The organism is uncultured Psychroserpens sp. (genome assembly GCF_947492715.1).
Taxonomy (GTDB): domain Bacteria; phylum Bacteroidota; class Bacteroidia; order Flavobacteriales; family Flavobacteriaceae; genus Psychroserpens.
In genome coordinates this window covers 22,984-42,676 of sequence record NZ_CANLNS010000002.1, presented here as the reverse complement: position 1 = coordinate 42,676, position 19,693 = coordinate 22,984, and the positions used below count along the sequence as shown (strand labels likewise).

Below are 19,693 nucleotides of genomic sequence, written 5' to 3'. Positions count from 1 at the left end.
TATGACAGCAGAAATACTTTTCTTATTAATTATTGGCATTATCATTTTCAACTTTATAATAGATAAATATTTAGATGCACTCAATGCTAAACATTATGATGATCCAATACCAACAGAGTTGGATGATGTATACGATGAAGCAGAATACAAAAAATCGCAATCTTATAAAAAAACTAATTATAAATTCGGAATATGGAGTTCTCTTTTCTCATTAATCCTAACACTTGGTTTTTTATTGTTTGATGGTTTTGAATTTGTAGATACGATAGCTAGAAGTTTTAGTGACTATTCCATAGTAATTGCTTTAGTTTTCTTTGGCATCATTATGTTAGGCAGCGACCTAATTTCTACTCCCTTTAGTTATTATAAAACTTTTGTGATTGAAGAACGATTTGGCTTTAATAAAACCACAAGAAAAACATTCATCTTAGATAAGATTAAAGGATTGATTATGATGGCTATTATTGGTGGAGGAATTCTAGCATTAATTATTTGGTTCTACCAACAAACTCAAGATTTGTTTTGGCTATATGCTTGGGGAATCGTGACACTCTTCACCATTTTCATGAACATGTTCTATTCTAGACTTGTAGTTCCTCTTTTCAATAAACAAACCCCATTAGAAGCAGGTAGTTTAAGAGATAAAATTTCAGAATATGCAAAATCTGTTGGTTTTAATCTCGACAAGATTTTTATTATTGATGGTTCAAAAAGAAGCACTAAAGCTAACGCTTATTTTTCTGGGTTTGGTAATGAAAAGCGTGTTACACTTTACGATACCTTAGTAAATGAACTTAATGATGAAGAAATTGTTGCTGTGCTTGCTCATGAAGTAGGTCATTACAAACGAAAACACATTATTTACAACTTAATAGCGTCTATAGCTTTAACCGGAATCACTTTTTTTATTCTATCTATTTTTATTTCCAACCCACTATTATCCAATGCGCTTGGTGTAGAGACACCTAGTTTTCATGTTGGATTAATAGCCTTTGGACTCCTCTACTCGCCTATTTCAGAATTAACAAGTTTAGTAATGAATCATCTCTCACGAAAATTTGAATACCAGGCAGATGATTATGCCAAGCATACGTATGCAGCTGAACCGTTGGTCACATCTCTTAAAAAATTATCAAAAAACAGCTTGAGTAACCTAACACCTCACCCATCATATGTATTAGCACATTATTCCCATCCAACATTGCTTCAACGTGTTAGAAATTTACGTAGAACTACGTATTGATTTCAGTTTAGAATTAAACGAACTTCGCCATAAAAGTATTCTCTTTTTAGTTATTAATAGAACACATTATGGTACAATGGCAACCAACCAGCGCATTAGCTCATGCTATTTATCTTGCGGGTTTTAGGTATGATCCAAAACAAGATATTCTTTATTCTCGTATGTATGCGATTCAAAGACAATTGGGTTATGCTTATGGCTATGATGCTGCCGCATTTATGATAAGTGCCAATATAGATTGCGAACCCATATTTTTTGAATATGATAATAAAGTATGGATGATTGAACTTTGGAAAGGACAATATGGTCTAGAAACTGGTTGTGAAATTGGCATTTATAATCGTAACCCAAATGATCATTCTGGAATATATAATACTTTAGACAAATACTTAGGTAAGCGCCCAGATGACCCAAATCCAAATCACAATTTATTCTATAATTGCGTTGGTAATGACGAAATGCTAGACATGCATTTTTCTTTATATCGTGATAATGAATTACTGTTTACAAGAGGTCAAGAAAAAGATTGGTGGCTTACGGGTTTTAAATGGGGAATTTACTCAGAACCAGAGCAGTTAAAAATGGAAGTTGCCATAACCTTCCCAGAAGAAACCATGCTAAAGGCTTTTGAAGGGGCTATAAAGCATATGGGATACGTATACACTTTAGATTCAAATTCAATTAACTTTGTTTTTGACAGACCGAAAACCAAATACCAACCACGACTTCACAATCCAATTATGCCAGAAATTAATGAGGCTAATAAAGATATCGTTGCAGTTTATGATAGTTTTGATCTTCCAAATAATAATCCAAATACTATTCCTAAAGAGTTAGCTAAAAAAATAGAAAAATACTTCACTAATTATGTTTCCTACTTTGAAACCATAATTAGCCAAGCCATTAAACCTTTAGATGGTTGGATTAATTCTTTAACTGAATTAGTACAGTTAAAACATTCTATAGTAAATCAACATTTATCTCTTTTCTTAATTACAAGTCCGAAAGCCTCCGTAAATGATGGGCATATCGAATTTTCTAAAAAGGCTGATCTCATCTTTTTTTCTAACCAATCACATAGTGTTGCAAAATCCTTATCTGGTGGGTTTGAATCTTTCGACAAATTATATACCGATTCTATTTCTAATAAAAATCTACCAAAAGTCACCTTTACTGGTAATTTAAGTGTAAGTAACAAAGAATACGTGGCCAAATTTGAACTAGGAAACCCTGTCTTAGCAAAACGTTCTGTCTTATTTCCTATTGCTAAAATAATTGGTGATATAGAACTTATTCCAAATGGTGATTACACAAACATTAGTTTGGCAATAGACGGATTTAATGAAATTTCTAATGCAAACGGAAGGACCTAAGAATTATTTAAAAACAAAGCATAAAACCCATTGCACAATAAAAATCTTATTGTTACTTTAGTTCTATGACTGAAGTAGAGATAGAAAAAGAAAATGCAGAGATTGCGAAAGCCTACAAAGAGCTTCTTAAAGTAAGTTATCAAACCCTTTCTAAAGATGACAAAAAGTTAATTAGGGAAGCCTTTGAAGTTGCTGTAGATGCGCATAATGGACAACGGAGAAAATCGGGCGAAGCCTATATCTTCCACCCTATTGCAGTTGCTAAAATCGTAGCGAGTGAGATAGGTCTAGACGCTACGAGTATTGCCGCTGCTTTACTTCATGATGTTGTTGAAGATAATCCAGATTATACCAAAGATGATATCGAACGTCTTTTTGGAGAAACTGTAGCGCGTATTGTAGATGGTTTAACCAAAATATCTTCACTTAGTAAAGATGCCGATGTATCGACACAAGCAGAAAATTTTCGTAAGATGTTATTAACGCTTAATGATGACGTACGTGTTATCATCATTAAAATAGCAGACCGACTTCATAACATGCAAACCATGGACTCCATGCGTCGGGATAAACAAGAGAAGATTGCTTCGGAAACTTTATACATTTATGCACCTCTAGCACATAGAATTGGACTTTACAATATTAAAACAGAACTTGAGGATCTTGGATTAAAATACACCGAACCAGAAGTCTATAATGATCTTCTCGAAAAAATGCAAGAGAGTAAATCTGAACAGGATGGCTACATCAAAGATTTTTCTAAAGTCATTGTTGATTCATTGGATAAAGAAGGGCTTAATTACGAAATTAAAGGAAGACCTAAATCTATTTATTCTATCAGAAAAAAAATAGTCAAACAAGGTGTTGATTTTGAAGAAGTATATGACAAATTTGCTGTTAGAATTATCTATAAATCCGATTTTCAAAACGAAAAATTCCTTGCGTGGAAAATCTATTCTATAGTTACAGATCATTTTAGACCCAATCCTACCCGATTACGTGATTGGATTTCATCTCCTAAATCTACTGGGTACGAAGCGCTACACATTACTGTAATGGGACCAAAAAGCAGATGGGTGGAAGTGCAAATTAGGAGTGAAAGAATGAACGAAATTGCCGAAAAAGGGTATGCAGCACACTATAAATATAAACAAGGCAACGCAGAAGATGCGCTGGATACATGGATAGATAAACTACAAGAAGCTCTAGAAAGTAACGAAACGAACGCTGTAGATTTTGTTGAGCAATTTAAACTTAACCTCTATTCTAAAGAAATATTCGTGTTTTCTCCAAAAGGACAATTAAAGTCTTTACCAAAAGGAGCTACACCAATAGATTTTGCCTTTAGTATACATACTGAAATTGGCATGAAAACCAAAGGAGCCAAAGTTAATGGTAAACTTGTTCCTTTGAGTCAGGAGTTAAATAGTGGTGACCAAGTAGAAATCCTTACTGCTGAAAATATCAAGCCAAATCGTAACTGGTTAGACTATGCTACAACAGCTAGAGCTCGAAGCAAAATAAAATCTTCACTTAAAGCAGAGAAGAAAGATGTTGCCGAAGAAGGAAAAGAAATTTTAAGGCGTAAACTAAAGCAACTAAAAATAACTTTAGACGAGAAATCGGTAAATGAAATGGTAAATCATTTCAAATTAAAAACAAGTTTAGATTTATTTTATCGCGTTGGAATTGGTACTATAGACAACACCATGTTAAAAGATTATGCGTCGTCTCGTAGCAATATGTTTATGAGCTATATTAAAAATAGAATTCGTAAACCTACAGTGGCTCCAGATCTTGATAAAGACGAAATAACATCAAAATATGATCAACTCGTTTTTGGTAAAGAAGAAGAGAAACTAGACTACAAGTTATCGTCTTGTTGCAATCCTATTCCCGGAGATCCGGTGTTTGGGTTCCTCACTATAAATGATGGTATAAAAGTGCACAAGAAAAACTGCCCGAATGCTTTGAGTATGCAATCAAATTACGCTTATCGTATTATGAAGGCCAAATGGATTGATTCTACTCAGCAAGAATTTGCCACTCAAATTAAACTTTCTGGAATTGATAATTTAGGATTAGTTAATAACATTACTCAAGTGATATCTTCAAATATGCACGTTAATATGAAAAGTATCAGTTTTGAAACAGATGATGGCGTATTTAGTGGTAAGATTAACGTTGTTGTAAACAATATTAACATGCTTAAAAAACTAATTGATAATCTTAAAAAAATTAATGGAATAGATAAAGTGACTAGAGTCTAAAAAATGTGTAAATTTGTGCCTTGATTATGAGCGAACAAACAGAACAGACTAACCAAGAGATTGTAAAAAACGTTTTTACAAAATTTTTAGAAGAAAAAGGGCATAGAAAAACACCCGAGCGTTATGCTATTCTTCAAGAGATTTATGACAGTGAAGAACATTTTGATATAGAATCGTTGTATATCAAAATGAAAAATAAAAACTATCGCGTAAGTCGTGCTACGCTTTACAATACAATTGAAATTTTAATGGAATGTGCTTTGGTAAGGAAACACCAATTTGGGCAGAACCAAGCGCATTATGAAAAGTCATATTTCGATAAGCAACATGATCATGTTATCATGACAGATACTGGTGAAGTTATCGAATTCTGTGACCCTCGTATCCAATCAATCAAAAAAACAATTGAAGAGGTTTTTGATATTTCTATCTCTAACCATTCTCTCTACTTTTACGGAACAAAAAACAAACCAACTAACTAATACACAATGGCAGTAGATTTACTACTAGGATTACAATGGGGCGATGAAGGCAAAGGAAAAATTGTTGATGTACTCACCTCCAAATACAATATTATTGCCCGCTTTCAAGGTGGGCCAAATGCAGGACACACATTAGAATTTGATGGAATTAAACATGTGCTTAGAACAATACCTTCTGGAATTTTTCACGATGATTCTATCAATGTCATTGGAAATGGTGTTGTAATCGATCCTGTTGTTTTTGTGCAAGAATTAGATGGCTTAGATCAATTTAATTTAGATTATAAGTCAAAATTGATTATTTCAAGAAAAGCTCACGTTATTTTACCAACTCATCGCTTGCTTGATGCTGCTTCAGAGACCTCTAAAGGAAAAGCTAAAATTGGCTCTACTTTAAAAGGTATTGGACCAACATATATGGATAAAACAGGTAGAAATGGTATAAGAGTTGGAGATCTGGAATTAGACAATTGGAAAGAAAAATATCGTGCTTTGGCTAACAAACACGAAGCTATGATTGGCTTTTACAATGTAGACATTCAATACAATTTAAAGGAAATGGAAGACGAGTTCTTTGCGGCTGTAAAACGCTTAAAAGAATTGCAATTTATAGATAGCGAAGAATATTTAAACCAAGCCTTAAAAGCTGGTAAGCCTATTTTAGCCGAAGGTGCTCAGGGCTCATTGTTAGATATTGATTTCGGAACATATCCATTTGTTACATCTTCTAATACTACAGCTTCAGGAGCTTGTACTGGCTTAGGTGTAGCTCCAAATAAAATAGGTGAAGTCTTCGGGATTTTTAAAGCCTATACAACTCGAGTTGGGTCTGGACCATTTCCAACCGAATTATTTGATAATACAGGAGCCGAAATGGCACGTATTGGTCATGAGTTTGGAGCCGTAACTGGTAGACCTAGACGTTGTGGCTGGTTAGACCTGGTAGCACTTAAATATGCTTGTCAGGTTAATGGTGTTACACAACTAAGTATGATGAAAGGTGATGTGCTTTCAGGGTTTAAAACTTTAAAAGTATGTACGGCATATAAGTACAAAGGTGAAACAATTCATCACTTGCCTTTTAATATTGAGGAAGAAAACGTCACTCCTATCTATACCGAATTTAAAGGTTGGAAAGAAGACCTTACTAAAATGAGGGATGTCAAAGAATTTCCCGATGAACTAAACACATATATCTCATTTCTTGAAAAAGAATTAGAGATTCCTATTACAATAGTTTCTGTTGGTCCAGATAGAACCCAAACTATTAATAGATAGGTATTAAAAATCTGTTAAGGCATACTATTCCGAAGAGAATATAGTTATTTTTGGAGCAAACCATATTGACTTGAATCTAATTTTCAGATACATATTTATACTCGCATGTTGTTTTGCAACAACTTACAGCTATGCTCAAGAATCCAAGAAAATTTTTATAGAATACTCTGGATTTACCGTTAGGGATTCGCTTTCAGGCCCTAACGTTACCACTTTTGTTCGTAGTGACCAAGGTCAAATTCACATTGTTCATGAAGGCGTTGATATGTGGTGCGATAAGGCACGATATTATCATGATGAAGATTTTATAGAAGCGTTTAGTAATGTGGTTATCAAGCAAGGAGATACCATTAATATGACATCAAAATATGTTGAATATAGTGGTATTACTCAACTAGCTTTTGCCGCAGGTGATGTTGTACTTACCGAGCCTCAATCTACACTAACAACAGACACACTGTTTTTTGATAGAACGAAACAAGAGGCTTTTTACAAAAGTATGGGTAAGGTGGTTCGAGATTCTTCTGGAACGATTACAAGCCAAATTGGTCGTTATTATTTAAACAAAAGCAAGTATCGTTTCAAAAAAGATGTGGTTCTTGTTAATCCAGAATACACCCTTAACACCAACCAGTTAGATTTTTATTCTGAAACAGGACATGCTTATATGTATGGCCCTTCTACAATTGTTGGTGAAACCAGTAAAGTATACTCTGAACGCGGATTCTACGATACAAACAATGACTTGGGTTATTTTGTAAAGAACTCAAAAGTTGATTATGATAATCGAGAGGTTAAAGGTGATAGCTTATATTTTGACAGAAACAGGAGTTTTGTTTCGGCAACAAATAACATTACAGTAACAGATACCACTAATAAAAGTATCGTTAGAGGCCATTATGCTGAAGTTTTTAGAGCTAAAGATTCTGTATTCATTACGAAACGTGCCTTGGCAATTACCGTTCAAGAAAATGACTCTATTTATATTCATGCCGATACCTTAATGGTCACTGGAAAACCCGAACATCGTATCACCAGAGCATTCTTTAATGCCAAAATGTACAAGAGTGATATGAGTGGTAAGGCCGATTCTATACATGCCGACCATAAAACTGGACTAACGCAATTAATTAATTTAAAGCGTTATGCAACTGGTGATGACTTTTCGGTAAAACGAAGACCTGTTTTATGGAATTTAGGTAACCAAATGACTGGAGATTCTATTCATTTAATCTCTGATGTGGAAAAAGAAGAACTCGATTCGCTTAAAGTATTCAATAATGCATTCCTTATTAGTAAAGACACCTTGGGTGATGGCTTTAATCAAATTAAAGGTCAGCGATTAATTGGTCTTTTTAAAGATAATGAACTTTATAATGTTGATATTATTAAAAATGCTGAAATCATCTTTTATACGCGAGATGATAACGACACTTTAATAGGTATTAATAAGTCAAAATCAGGTAGCATTAACCTTAAATTTGACGGTCCTTATAAAATAATAACTTTATTTAATCAGGTCGATGGAGACATATATCCTGAATCTCAATTTCCCGAAAACGCACGAAAGTTTAGAGGTTTTGATTGGAGAGGAGATGAACAACCCAAAAGCGTAGAAGACTTGTTTAGTGACGATCCTCCATTAGTTTTGCCAGTGATTAAAGGCTTAGAACCCTATGTTGAAGATGACGAATTCTTTGATGATGCGCTCTTAAAACGAGTAAACACGGCAAAACAGAAAGACAAAAGCAAAGAAAATAAAGCCAACAGGCAAATACCAAAAAAGGATAGACTTAAGAAAAAAAAGAAGCCTTTAAGTAATACGTTACCAACCACCTATAAAAAAAAGAAAGGTAACTGATGAAAGATGATTTCTTCAAATATCAAGCTCAAACGACATCACACCCTTTGGCAATGTCAATTTCTCATGCTGAAGGCTCCTATATTTATGACGCAGAGAGCAAAGCATATTTAGATTTTGTTGCTGGGGTTTCGGCATGTAGTCTTGGTCATAAACATCCCAAAGTTGTTGAGGCGATTAAAAACCAAATTGACCGTTATTTGCATGTTATGGTTTATGGCGAATATATACAGCAACCAGCTGTAGAACTCGCAAAGTTATTGGCTAATCATCTTCCTGAAAATTTACAAAAAACATACCTCACCAATTCTGGTACAGAAGCTATAGAAGGTGCATTAAAACTTGCAAGACGTGTTACTGGACGTAGTGAAATTATTGCTGCGCATGGGGCGTACCATGGTAATACAATGGGAGCCATGAGTGTTATGGGCTATGAAGATCGGAAACGTGCTTTTAGACCATTACTTCCAGATGTGAAATTTATTGATTTTAACAGTATCGACGACCTCACATGGATTACTCGTAATACAGCTGGTGTTATTTTAGAAACCATTCAAGGTGGTGCTGGTTTCATAGCACCTTCAAACGATTACTTATCTAAGGTTCGTAAGCGTTGTGATGATGTTGGTGCCTTATTGATCCTAGATGAGATACAACCTGGTTTTGGTCGCACAGGAAAACTATTCGGTTTTGAACATTTCAATTGTATTCCAGATATTTTAGTCACTGGAAAAGGTTTAGGAGGTGGCATGCCAATTGGAGCATTTACAGCATCATCTGAGCATATGAATCAATTACAAGAAGCTCCTAAACTTGGGCATATCACTACATTTGGCGGTCATCCCGTAATCGCAGCCGCGGCGTTAGCTACCCTTAAAGAAATAACAGAAACTAATCTCATTTCTGATACTTTAGAAAAGGAAAAATTATTTCGAGAACACTTAAAGCATCCGTTGATTACTGAAATCCGTGGAAAAGGATTAATGCTGGCCATCATAACCCATTCTGCTGATATGGCAAATGACATCATTTTAAAGTGTCAAGATGAAGGATTGATTTTATTTTGGCTACTATTTGAACCAAAAGCAATTCGAATTACACCGCCTCTTACCATTTCAAAAGATGAAATCCTTGAAGGTTGTGCCATTATTACACGAGTTTTAGATTCTATTTCGGCATAATTTATGCTATTACTATTATAACTTAAGTCTTTGATTTATAGAAATTAAAAACTATCAATCTTAACTTCTACTCTAGCTGTTAACTATTTTGTTGAAAACATTAAAATTAGATATTAAATTTTTTAACTGATAAGAGTACTTTTATTTAACAAACAATGCTATTTGCTTATGGAGTTTGGTCTACCTCAAGACAACAACAATATTTCGCTTAATCGATTTGAATCAATGCTCAAAACTAATAATGTTTTGTTCTTTGATTCTGTAGAGTTTGAAAATATTATTCACCATTATCTAGAAACAGGTAAAATCGCTTTAGCAAAAAAAGCAGTTAAGTTAGGACTTGAACAACACCCATCTTCAATCAACTTAAAGTTATTTCAAACAGAACTTTTTGTTCTCGAGAATAAATTTGAAGAGGCAGATAAGCTACTAGACGAGCTACACATTTTAGAGCCTTCAAACGAAGAAATCTATATACAGAAGGCAAATGTACTTTCAAAGCAAGATGAGCATGAAAAAGCCGTTAATACCCTTTTAATTGCGTTAGATTTAGCTCAAAATGATGAAGGCGTAGGAGATTTATATGCTCTAATTGGTATGGAGTATTTATTCTTAGATCAATTTCACAATGCGAGAACTTATTTTAAAAAATGTTTAGAACTTGATTTAGACGACTATTCTGCATTGTATAATGTAATTTACTGTTATGACTTTCTAGACGAAAATGAAGACGCTATAAGTTTTTTAAATACATATCTTGATAAAAGCCCGTATTGCGAAGTTGCTTGGCATCAATTAGGGCGTCAATATTTCACGATAAAAGATTATGACAAAGCTTTAGCTGCTTTCGATTTCGCCATTATTTCTGACGACAGTTTTGTTGGTGCTTATCTAGAAAAAGGGAAAGTTCTAGAAAAGAAAAAAGCGTTCCATGAAGCTATTGAAAATTATAAAATCACATTAGCCTTAGATGAACCAACTTCGTTCGCTTTATTACGAATTGGATACTGTTATGAAAAACTTGGTAATGATGATTTGGCTGTACAATATTTTTATAAAACAGTTCATGAAGACCCCTTATTAGATAAAGGATGGATTGCTATTACCAAATTTTATAATAAGAAACAGAATTACCAAAAAGCACTGTTCTATATTAATAAAGCCATTAATATAGATGGTGAAAACGTCGTATATTGGAAGTTATACGCAAAAATTAACCATCGTCTCAATTTTCTCGAGGAAGCTGAACGTGGTTATAAAAAAACACTCGATTTAGGTAATTACGAACTACAAACATGGTTGTCCAGAGCAGACATTCTTATTGCACTTGGTGAATATGAGGCTTCAATCATGAATTTGATTCAAGCGGCAGAGTTTTATCCAGAAACGGCAGAACTAGAATTTCGATTGGCTGGTTTAAACTTTAGCTTAAATCAAAGTAACAAGGGGCATTATCATTTAAAAAATGCATTGCTGCTAAATCACGAGTTTTATTTCATTTTAGAAGAGTTATTTCCAAACGTTTTGCATAAACCCTCTGTTATTGAAATGATTAGTAACGCAAAAAAATAGACACTTACTTTTTTCTACAAACAAGTCAAATCAAATTAAACTTTGTCTGAAATTACTCATAGCTATTTCATACCTTTACGCTAGCTATTAAAAATCAACATGCAGAGACAGTTTAAAGATTACTTTTTCATAACACTTAAAGGAATAGCAATGGGAGCAGCAGATGTTGTTCCAGGCGTATCTGGCGGTACAATTGCGTTTATTTCTGGGATTTATGAAGAGCTTATAGAGAGTATTGACAACTTAAATTTAGGAGTTTTTAAAATTTGGAAACAACAGGGATTCAAAGCGGCATGGTCTTCTATAAATGGGACCTTTCTCTTAGCCTTGTTCTCAGGTATACTCATTAGCATCTTATCTTTGGCTAAGCTCATCAAGTACTTATTGCACAATGAGCCTATTTTACTCTGGTCGTTTTTCTTTGGACTCGTCTTGGCGAGTGTATTATACATTGCAAAACAAATAAAATCTTGGTCGTTATCTGTAATTGCTGCTATAGCAATAACATCGGTCCTCTCCTATTTTATTACACTAGCCGAACCGTTTGCATCACCAGATAGTTCCTTGTATCTATTATTTTGTGGTTTTATAGCAATTATTGCAATGATTCTTCCTGGCGTTTCAGGCGCCTTTATACTACTCATACTTGGTGCTTATGAAACTGCAATTAACACCGTAAATAATCTCATTGAAGGTGTTACAACCGGGAACTTTGATTTATTAAAAGATGCCTTACTTAAATTTTTTCTTCTAGGCATTGGAGCTGTTATTGGTCTTAAAGTGTTTTCTAAAATACTCAATTGGATGTTTAAACATAAGAAAAACTTGACCTTAGCCATCCTTACTGGATTTATGATAGGCTCTTTAAATAAAATATGGCCATGGAAAGAGGTATTAAAAACAAGAATAAATTCTGAAGGCTTAGAAGTAACTGTTTTAGATAAAAGTATTTTGCCTACCTCCTATAGTGGCGATAATCAGATTGTATTAGCATTAGTTTTAATAATTGCTGGGTTTGCAACGATATTGGTACTTGAGAGCTTAGGTACTAAAAAAGGAAAAGCCTAATGGAGAGCACCAGAACACTAAAAGACAAAATATTCCTTGTTATAAAAGGTTTAGGCATGGGAGCCGCAAATAAAGTCCCTGGTGTTTCTGGAGGTGTTGTCGCTTTTGTTGCTGGGTTTTACGAAGAGTTTATATATTCACTACAAAGGGTTAATAAAACAGCTTTTAAATTGTTATTTAATGGCCGATTTAAAAGTTTCTACCGCTATATCAATGGGAAATTTTTGGGTCTACTTTTCTTCGGAATGATCGTTAGTTACTTTAGCGTATCTAAAATTTTAGATTACTTCCTCCAAAATTATGAATTGTATGTTTGGAGTTTATTTTTCGGAATGATCGTAGGATCAATTTACTATATCAATAAAGACTTTAAAGATTGGAACTATAAAAGCATACTATCTTTAGCTATTGGCATTTCCTTAGGTATTGCTATTAGTTTTTTAGATCCTGCAATGGAAAATGACAACCTGTTTTTTGTTTTTTTCTGTGGCATAATTAGTGTTTCGGGGATGACACTCCCTGGTTTTTCTGGATCGTTTATCTTAATTCTTTTAGGTAATTATGTGTTGCTACTTGTTGATTCTGTGAACGCATTATATGATACAATTGCCGAGGTTTTTTCAGGAGATTTTAGCTTTCTACAAAATGAAATCCGTGTGAGACTACTTAAGGTGTTAGTTGTATTTACCTTGGGCTCTGTAACTGGTTTAGTAACATTTTCGCATGTTTTGAGTTATGTTTTAAAACATTATAAAAGCATTACAACAGCTTCTATCATTGGATTTATTGTGGGTTCGCTGGGTGTAGTTTGGCCTTGGAAGAAAACGATATTCAAAACTCAAAATGACGGGAGTTTCTTGCTAGATTCAAATGGAGGGAAAATTATCTCTAATTATGAACGTTTTTTACCTGAACTAACTTCTGAAACCTATTTTGCCATAGGCTATATTATCATAGGAATTTTTATCGTACTTGCTTTAGAGTGGTATGGTCAACGCACAAAAAAAGCACATGTTTAAATTAGGCTTATTAGGAAAAAATATTGATTATTCATTTTCAAGAGGGTATTTCAGTAAGAAATTTGAAGCTGAAGAACTCTCATGTACTTATGAGAATTTTGATATAGAGGATATTTCCGATTTTGAACATTTACTTAAAACCCATCCTGACATTTCGGGCTTAAATGTCACGATTCCATATAAAGAACAAATTATCCCATATTTAGACACTCTTGATAAAAAAGCAAAAAAAATTGGAGCAGTTAATACGATAACAATAAATTCTAAAGGCAAACTAAAAGGGCATAATACCGATTGCTATGGGTTCAAAAAATCTATTAAACCCTTTTTAAAATCACATCATAAAAAAGCGCTTATTCTTGGTACAGGTGGTGCATCAAAAGCAATTGCATATACTTTAAAAAAGTTGAAAATAAAATATGACTACGTCTCAAGACAAAAAAGCGATAGTGTAAAATTCACCTACGACGACCTTACTATAGATCATATAAAATCATATAAGGTTATTATTAATTGCACACCGTTAGGAACGCATCCAAATATCAATAGTTGCCCAAATCTTCCATATGATGGTATTTCGAATAAGCACTTGGTATTTGATTTAATTTATAATCCCGAAGAAACCAAGTTCTTAAAAATCGCAAAACTCCAGGGAGCTAGTACTATTAACGGTTATCAAATGCTCGTATTCCAAGCTGAAAAATCATGGAAGATTTGGAATTTATACTCTTAAAAAATCATAACTAAGATTTCTTTTTTTGTAAATCAGCCGCTTGGTTGTATATTAGCCTTCTAATACATAAAACATTGAAAAATGTCTGAGAATGATAACCTGCAAGAAGCAGATGGAAAAATAGAATTAAATACTACCGAAGCACCTCAATCTCCTGAAAAGAAAACTAATTCAGAAGAGCCAATTTTAGAAGAGGTAAAAGAGTCTACTGAGCCTGTCGAAAATAACATAGATATTTCGCAAGAGACCGAAACTATAGAAACCGAAACAACTAATAAAGAAAACGTTGATGACGTCATGGATGCTGTAGATGACGTTATAGAGCATACCGATGAGCCTAAAGCAGAAGACACAAATAAAATCGACGCTCACGTTGAAGAAATTGAAGAAGCAAATGCCGAAGATGCCGAAGACGAGGCTAACGCTGAACGTCATAAATTAGAATCTAAAGACTACCATTCTATGTCTATGGAACAACTCACTATTGAGTTTGAGCAGCTTATAGACAACCATAAAATTCAAAACATTAAAGCTCAAGTTGATGAAATCAAATCAGAATTCGGTTCTAAATTTGATGCACTTCTGGATGAGAAAAAAGAAGAATTTATAAACGATGGTGGAAATGCAATTGATTTTTACTACTCCTCTCCTGTTAAAAAACGTTTTAATAATGCCTTTAAAACCTATAGAAATAGCTTAAATGCCTATTATAAAGAACGTGAAAATAACTTAAAAGCAAACCTTGAAAAAAGACTTCATATTATTGAGGAAATTAAGGGACTTGTAAATGCTGAAGAAAATATAAACACTACTTATAAACATTTTAAAGACCTCCAAGAACAATGGCGTAATGCTGGACCTATTCCCAGAGATCGCTATAACAATGCTTGGAATTCCTACCACCATCATGTAGAAATATTTTATGACGTGTTGCATTTAAATCGCGACTTACGTGATATGGATTTTAAGCACAATCTGGAGCAAAAAACTAAAATTATTGAACGTGCTGAAGAATTAGCAAAAGATGATAACATTAATCGTTCTTTTAGAGAGTTACAAGTTTTACATAAACTTTGGAAAGAAGACCTAGGGCCTGTGGCTAGAGAGCATCGTGATGAAATCTGGGAACGTTTTAGTGATGCAACTAAGACAATTCATGATAAGCGTCAATCGTATTATGCTAATTTAGACAAGGCTCGCGAAAAGAACTTAGAACGTAAAGAAGAAATTATTTCTAAAATTGAAGAAGTTGCGTCAGACACATCTAGCTCTCACCAAGCATGGCAAAAGAAGATTAAATCTATTGAAGCCTTAAGAGAGGATTTCTTTAATGCAGGAAAAGTACCTCAAAAAGTAAATGAAGAGACCTGGTCTAAATTTAAAGGTGCAGTTAGAACATTTAACAGAAATAAAAATGCCTTTTATAAAAATCTTAAGAAGGATCAATATGATAATCTAGAGAAAAAGAAAGCTCTAATTCAAATTGCAATAGATAATAAGGATAATGAAGATTTTGCTGCAACAACACCTTTGATGAAAAAAATTCAAAGTGATTGGAAAAAAATTGGACATGTACCGAGGCGAGATAGTGATAAAATTTGGAAAGAATTTAAAGGTGCTTGTAACGCTTATTTTGATCGATTAAATGCAGAGCGCAATGAAGCTAATAAAGAATTGATGGCTGCCTATGAACAAAAATCGGCTTTATTAGAAGAGGTTAATGCTTTGAAGTTATCTGGCAAACCTGAGGCAGATATTAAAAGTATAAAAGAGAAAATCTCGGCATGGAAAGCTATTGGTCATGTACCATCAAACAAGCGCTATATTGATGGTAAATTCAATAAAGCATTAGATGGACTTTTTGGTCAATTGGATATGGATAAAACCAAATTGGAAATGATCAAGTTTGAAAATAAACTGGAAAGTTTATCTCAACCAAATGATACGAGGTTATTGGACAATGAGCAAAACTTTATTAGAAAGAAAATTTCAGAAGTTAAAGGAGAAATCAATCAACTTGAGAATAATATGCAGTTTTTCTCTAATGTTGACGAAAGTAATCCTTTAGTTAAAGATGTTATTAAAAATATTGAAAAGCACAAACAAGGCCTTTTAATTTGGCAAGAAAAACTAAAGAAAATAAAGAGCATGTACTAAGACTGCTTAATATAAAACACTCAAAAGACCATCTCTATTTAGATGGTCTTTTTTCTTTTACCAAATTTAAACTCGAAATCTTATAATCTAAACCTCGTTGCCATGTAATTAAGTAAGCGTTCATAACAGAATAATTGTTAACTTTAAAACATGGATGAACTCATTAAGAAATTTTATACAGCCTTTGATCAATTAGATGCGGAAACAATGGCATCGTGTTATCATGACGACATTGTATTTGAAGACCCAGCTTTTGGTGTTTTAAAAGGCCCGCAAGCAGGTAATATGTGGCGAATGCTTGCGAACTCACAGAAAGGAAAAGAATTCAAAATTACATTTTCTAATATCAAAACTGATGATAATAATGGTAGTGCCCAATGGGAAGCCTTTTATAATTTCAGTAAAACGGGAAGAAAAGTTCATAATGTTATTTCGGCATCTTTTGAATTTAAAGATGGAAAAATCATAAAACATACAGACTATTTTGATTTGCATAAATGGGCAAAGCAAGCCATGGGTTTTAAAGGTTTACTTTTAGGAGGGACAGGCTTTTTTAAAAGAAAATTGAACCAGCAAACCAATCATTTACTCTCAAAGTTTGAAAATAATAAGCTCTAACAACAAAAAAGCTATCTAAGATGGTCTTAAATAGCTTTTGTAATAATCAATATCTGTTTCTTTTTAGGGACTAATAGTTTACTTTATGTTTCAGTATTTGATTACATTTTAAGTAACTCAAAATGTGTGCCAAAAATATAAAATTTGATCAAAAAAACAACATGAATTCAGGATATTCGCAAACACCTTTAGCGAAAAAATTAGGCTTAAAATATGGACACTCATTCTTGCTCTATAGAGCTCCTAATCACTACTTTAGCTTGTTTGAAGATTTACCAGAAGACCTTATAGAACTGAAGACATTAAAAGAAAAATCTGCAGATTTCATACATGTCTTCTGTACAACGCTTACAGACTTGTCTCAAGTTATTGATAGATATAAACCTGTACTAAAAATTAATGGTTTGATGTGGGTGAGTTGGCCAAAAGGTAGCAGCAAAATAATTACAGATTTAAAGCGAGAACCAGTAAGAAAATTAATCTTGAATAAAGGATTAGTTGATATTAAAGTTGCGGCCATTGATGCAGATTGGAGCGGACTTAAATTCGTGTATAGATTAAAAGACAGAACTTAACAATATTACTATGAGTTGGATAACAGTAATCCCATTTGAAAAAGCCACAGGCAAACTAAAATCTATTTATTCTAAAATAAAAGGTCCTAATAATCAAATTGATAACGTTTTAAGCATCCATAGTTTAAGACCACATACTTTAATTGGACATATGAGTCTTTACAAAAACACATTACATCATACCGATAACACCTACCCTAATTGGTTTTTAGAATTTTTAGGAACTTATACTAGTTTTATAAATGACTGTGATTATTGTTACAAGCATCATTTTGAAGGTATGAAACGTTTTTTAAATGATGCTGACAGAGCTATGCTTCTCCAACATCATATTGAGAACGACTCGCTGGACACAATTCTTAATGCAAAAGAATTAGGCATTATTAGATATGCGAAAAACCTAAGTTTAAAACCAAATAGCATTACAGAAAATCATATTAAAGCATTGAGAGATTTGGGTGTCTCTGATGGAGAAATTTTAGAAATCAATCAAGTTGTAGCCTATTTCAACTATGCCAACAGAACAGTATTAGGTTTAGGTGTAAATACCAAAAATGAAGTTTTAGGCTTATCGCCTAAAAATAAAGATGACGAGAACTCTTGGAACCATTCCTAACAAGGCTTATGAATATTCAGGTTTTTTACCTTTCACATCCTTATAAAACGCCTTCATAAACCTAAAGTCAGCATCCACATCATCTGTAGGATAAAACGGTTGTGAAATATGATTTTGTTTATTCTGAAAATCTAAAGTGAACATTATTATAGGCACCTGAGCAGCTTTTGCAATATAATAGAAACCTGTTCTCCAATTCTCAACTTTTTTTCTTGTTCCTTCTGGCGCCAAGGTTAATCTAAATTCTTTTTTATCTGCAAACAATTTTGCAATAGCGTCTACTTTGTTTTGACCAGAAGTTCTGTCTATAGCAGCACCTCCCACTGCCCTAAAGTACCAACCAAATGGCCATCTAAACAGTTCCTTTTTTGCTATGAAATTAGTTTTCACATTAACAACTTTCCGAAGTAATATACCAATAAAGAAATCATGCCAACTTGTATGAGGAACAGCTATTATTACCGCTTTTTTAATAGTGTCTTTTGAGAAATTGGTATTACCAGTGACTTTCCATCCCCAAATTTTAAAATAGATAAGTCGTGCTAGCCACCGCATATTACATTTTTTGATATAATGCTTTAAGTTTTGCTCTTGTAATCACTTGCTTCCAGTTTTTACCTATTGCATTTTCCCATAATGGTTCAAGGCTTAATGCTACATCAATCATAATATCAAACTCATCATCATGAAGTTCGGCGCAAATACCTTTAGGAATCGTGATGTTATGCTTTTTTCGCATCGCTTTGTACATAGCAACACCTTCAGGATAATAATCTTCCAAATGTTCGAAAACAATGCAATTACCCACGCCATGCTTAATACCCAATAAATATCCTAAGCCATAACTCATTGCATGAGCAACGCCAACTTGAGAATAAGCAATACTCATCCCTCCATGCCAAGAAGCCATCATTAATTTATCTGCAGACTCTTCATCTGATAAATTATCACTAAGAAATATCTCTTTACAAAGTTCTAAGGCTTTCTCACCATAGCTTTGGCTGAACGCATTGAGATACGTTCCGTTTAAAGACTCTATACAATGTACAAAACAGTCCATTCCAGTATAAAACCACTGGTCTTTAGGAACGTCTTTAGTTAACTCTGGATCTAGAATAACTTGATCAAAAGGTGTATAATCACTGTTAATGCCAAGTTTTCTTTCTGGGCCTGTTAATATCGTCGTACGTGAGACTTCGGCTCCTGTTCCAGATATCGTGGGAATACCAACATGATAAATAGCTGGGGTTTTAACCAGATCCCATCCTTGGTAATCCTTAGCTTCGCCTTCATTAGTTAGCATAATAGCTACTGCCTTCGCAAGATCTAAAATGGTTCCGCCTCCAATACCAATAATTCCTGAGGGTCTATCTTTATGTGTTAAAATAATATTTTCTACGAGTTCATCAACCTGAGAAGTTTTTGGTTCATGTTCTGCAGAAATATATAGAAGTTGGTCATCGTAAGCTAAAGGAATTCTTGCTGTTAAATCTGAATTGCCTTTGAATACATCATCGACCAAAAATATAAATGGGGCTTTTCTATTTAAACGCTTAGGTGCGATAATATCACCTAACTGATTAAAACTGCCTCGTCCAAAAACAACTCTGGACACCATTGGATAATTTTTATAACTCATTTATTCGT

At 33.6% G+C, this 19,693-nt stretch carries 17 protein-coding genes; 15 read left to right on the top strand and 2 right to left on the bottom strand.

Annotation, left to right across the window (positions count from 1 at the left end):
- The first annotated feature begins 1 nt into the window (after position 1).
- From Q0787_RS07025 to Q0787_RS06955, 15 genes are all read left to right on the top strand, one after another.
- The gene (locus Q0787_RS07025) at positions 2–1,243 is read left to right on the top strand and encodes a M48 family metallopeptidase (RefSeq protein ID WP_298901585.1); all 1,242 of its coding nucleotides are present in this window, start codon (positions 2–4) and stop codon (positions 1,241–1,243) included.
- Positions 1,244–1,311: 68 nt separating this feature from the next.
- A complete protein-coding gene (locus tag Q0787_RS07020) occupies positions 1,312–2,616 on the top strand; it encodes a DUF4474 domain-containing protein (protein ID WP_298901584.1) in 1,305 nt (434 codons plus the stop codon).
- 65 nt (positions 2,617–2,681) lie between these two features.
- Entirely contained in the window at positions 2,682–4,886 is a 2,205-nt protein-coding gene (locus Q0787_RS07015; protein ID WP_298901583.1) for a RelA/SpoT family protein, read from the top strand.
- Positions 4,887–4,912: 26 nt separating this feature from the next.
- Positions 4,913–5,368: a Fur family transcriptional regulator gene (locus Q0787_RS07010; RefSeq protein WP_298901579.1), complete on the top strand. Its 456-nt coding sequence runs from the start codon at positions 4,913–4,915 to the stop codon at positions 5,366–5,368.
- A 6-nt stretch (positions 5,369–5,374) separates the two neighbouring features.
- Positions 5,375–6,646: an adenylosuccinate synthase gene (locus Q0787_RS07005; RefSeq protein WP_298901578.1), complete on the top strand. Its 1,272-nt coding sequence runs from the start codon at positions 5,375–5,377 to the stop codon at positions 6,644–6,646.
- A 70-nt stretch (positions 6,647–6,716) separates the two neighbouring features.
- The gene (locus Q0787_RS07000; protein WP_298901577.1) at positions 6,717–8,507 is read left to right on the top strand and encodes an OstA-like protein; all 1,791 of its coding nucleotides are present in this window, start codon (positions 6,717–6,719) and stop codon (positions 8,505–8,507) included.
- A complete protein-coding gene (locus Q0787_RS06995) occupies positions 8,507–9,688 on the top strand; it encodes an aminotransferase class III-fold pyridoxal phosphate-dependent enzyme (protein WP_298901575.1) in 1,182 nt (393 codons plus the stop codon). Before Q0787_RS07000 ends, Q0787_RS06995 begins: the two co-directional genes overlap by 1 nt.
- A gap of 168 nt (positions 9,689–9,856) precedes the next feature.
- Positions 9,857–11,260, top strand: coding sequence for a tetratricopeptide repeat protein (locus Q0787_RS06990; protein ID WP_298901573.1), 1,404 nt, complete (start codon positions 9,857–9,859; stop codon positions 11,258–11,260).
- 99 nt (positions 11,261–11,359) lie between these two features.
- Positions 11,360–12,328, top strand: coding sequence for a DUF368 domain-containing protein (locus Q0787_RS06985; RefSeq protein ID WP_298901572.1), 969 nt, complete (start codon positions 11,360–11,362; stop codon positions 12,326–12,328).
- Positions 12,328–13,347, top strand: a complete 1,020-nt coding sequence (locus tag Q0787_RS06980; protein ID WP_298901570.1) for a DUF368 domain-containing protein — start codon at positions 12,328–12,330, stop codon at positions 13,345–13,347. Before Q0787_RS06985 ends, Q0787_RS06980 begins: the two co-directional genes overlap by 1 nt.
- Positions 13,340–14,080, top strand: a complete 741-nt coding sequence (locus Q0787_RS06975; protein ID WP_298901569.1) for a shikimate dehydrogenase — start codon at positions 13,340–13,342, stop codon at positions 14,078–14,080. Before Q0787_RS06980 ends, Q0787_RS06975 begins: the two co-directional genes overlap by 8 nt.
- An 81-nt stretch (positions 14,081–14,161) precedes the next feature.
- Entirely contained in the window at positions 14,162–16,237 is a 2,076-nt protein-coding gene (locus Q0787_RS06970; protein ID WP_298901568.1) for a DUF349 domain-containing protein, read from the top strand.
- A 150-nt stretch (positions 16,238–16,387) separates the two neighbouring features.
- Entirely contained in the window at positions 16,388–16,855 is a 468-nt protein-coding gene (locus tag Q0787_RS06965; protein ID WP_298901567.1) for a nuclear transport factor 2 family protein, read from the top strand.
- 161 nt (positions 16,856–17,016) lie between these two features.
- A complete protein-coding gene (locus Q0787_RS06960) occupies positions 17,017–17,430 on the top strand; it encodes a DUF3052 domain-containing protein (protein ID WP_298901566.1) in 414 nt (137 codons plus the stop codon).
- Between the two features lie 10 nt (positions 17,431–17,440).
- Entirely contained in the window at positions 17,441–18,046 is a 606-nt protein-coding gene (locus Q0787_RS06955; RefSeq protein ID WP_298901565.1) for a peroxidase-related enzyme, read from the top strand.
- 6 nt (positions 18,047–18,052) lie between these two features.
- Here the strand turns inward: Q0787_RS06955 and Q0787_RS06950 are convergent, their stop codons facing one another.
- Entirely contained in the window at positions 18,053–18,601 is a 549-nt protein-coding gene (locus Q0787_RS06950; RefSeq protein ID WP_298901564.1) for a 1-acyl-sn-glycerol-3-phosphate acyltransferase, read from the bottom strand.
- A 1-nt stretch (position 18,602) separates the two neighbouring features.
- On the bottom strand, positions 18,603–19,685 hold the full coding sequence (locus tag Q0787_RS06945; RefSeq protein ID WP_298901563.1) for an iron-containing alcohol dehydrogenase family protein: 1,083 nt from the start codon (positions 19,683–19,685) through the stop codon (positions 18,603–18,605).
- Between the last annotated feature and the right edge of the window lie 8 nt (positions 19,686–19,693).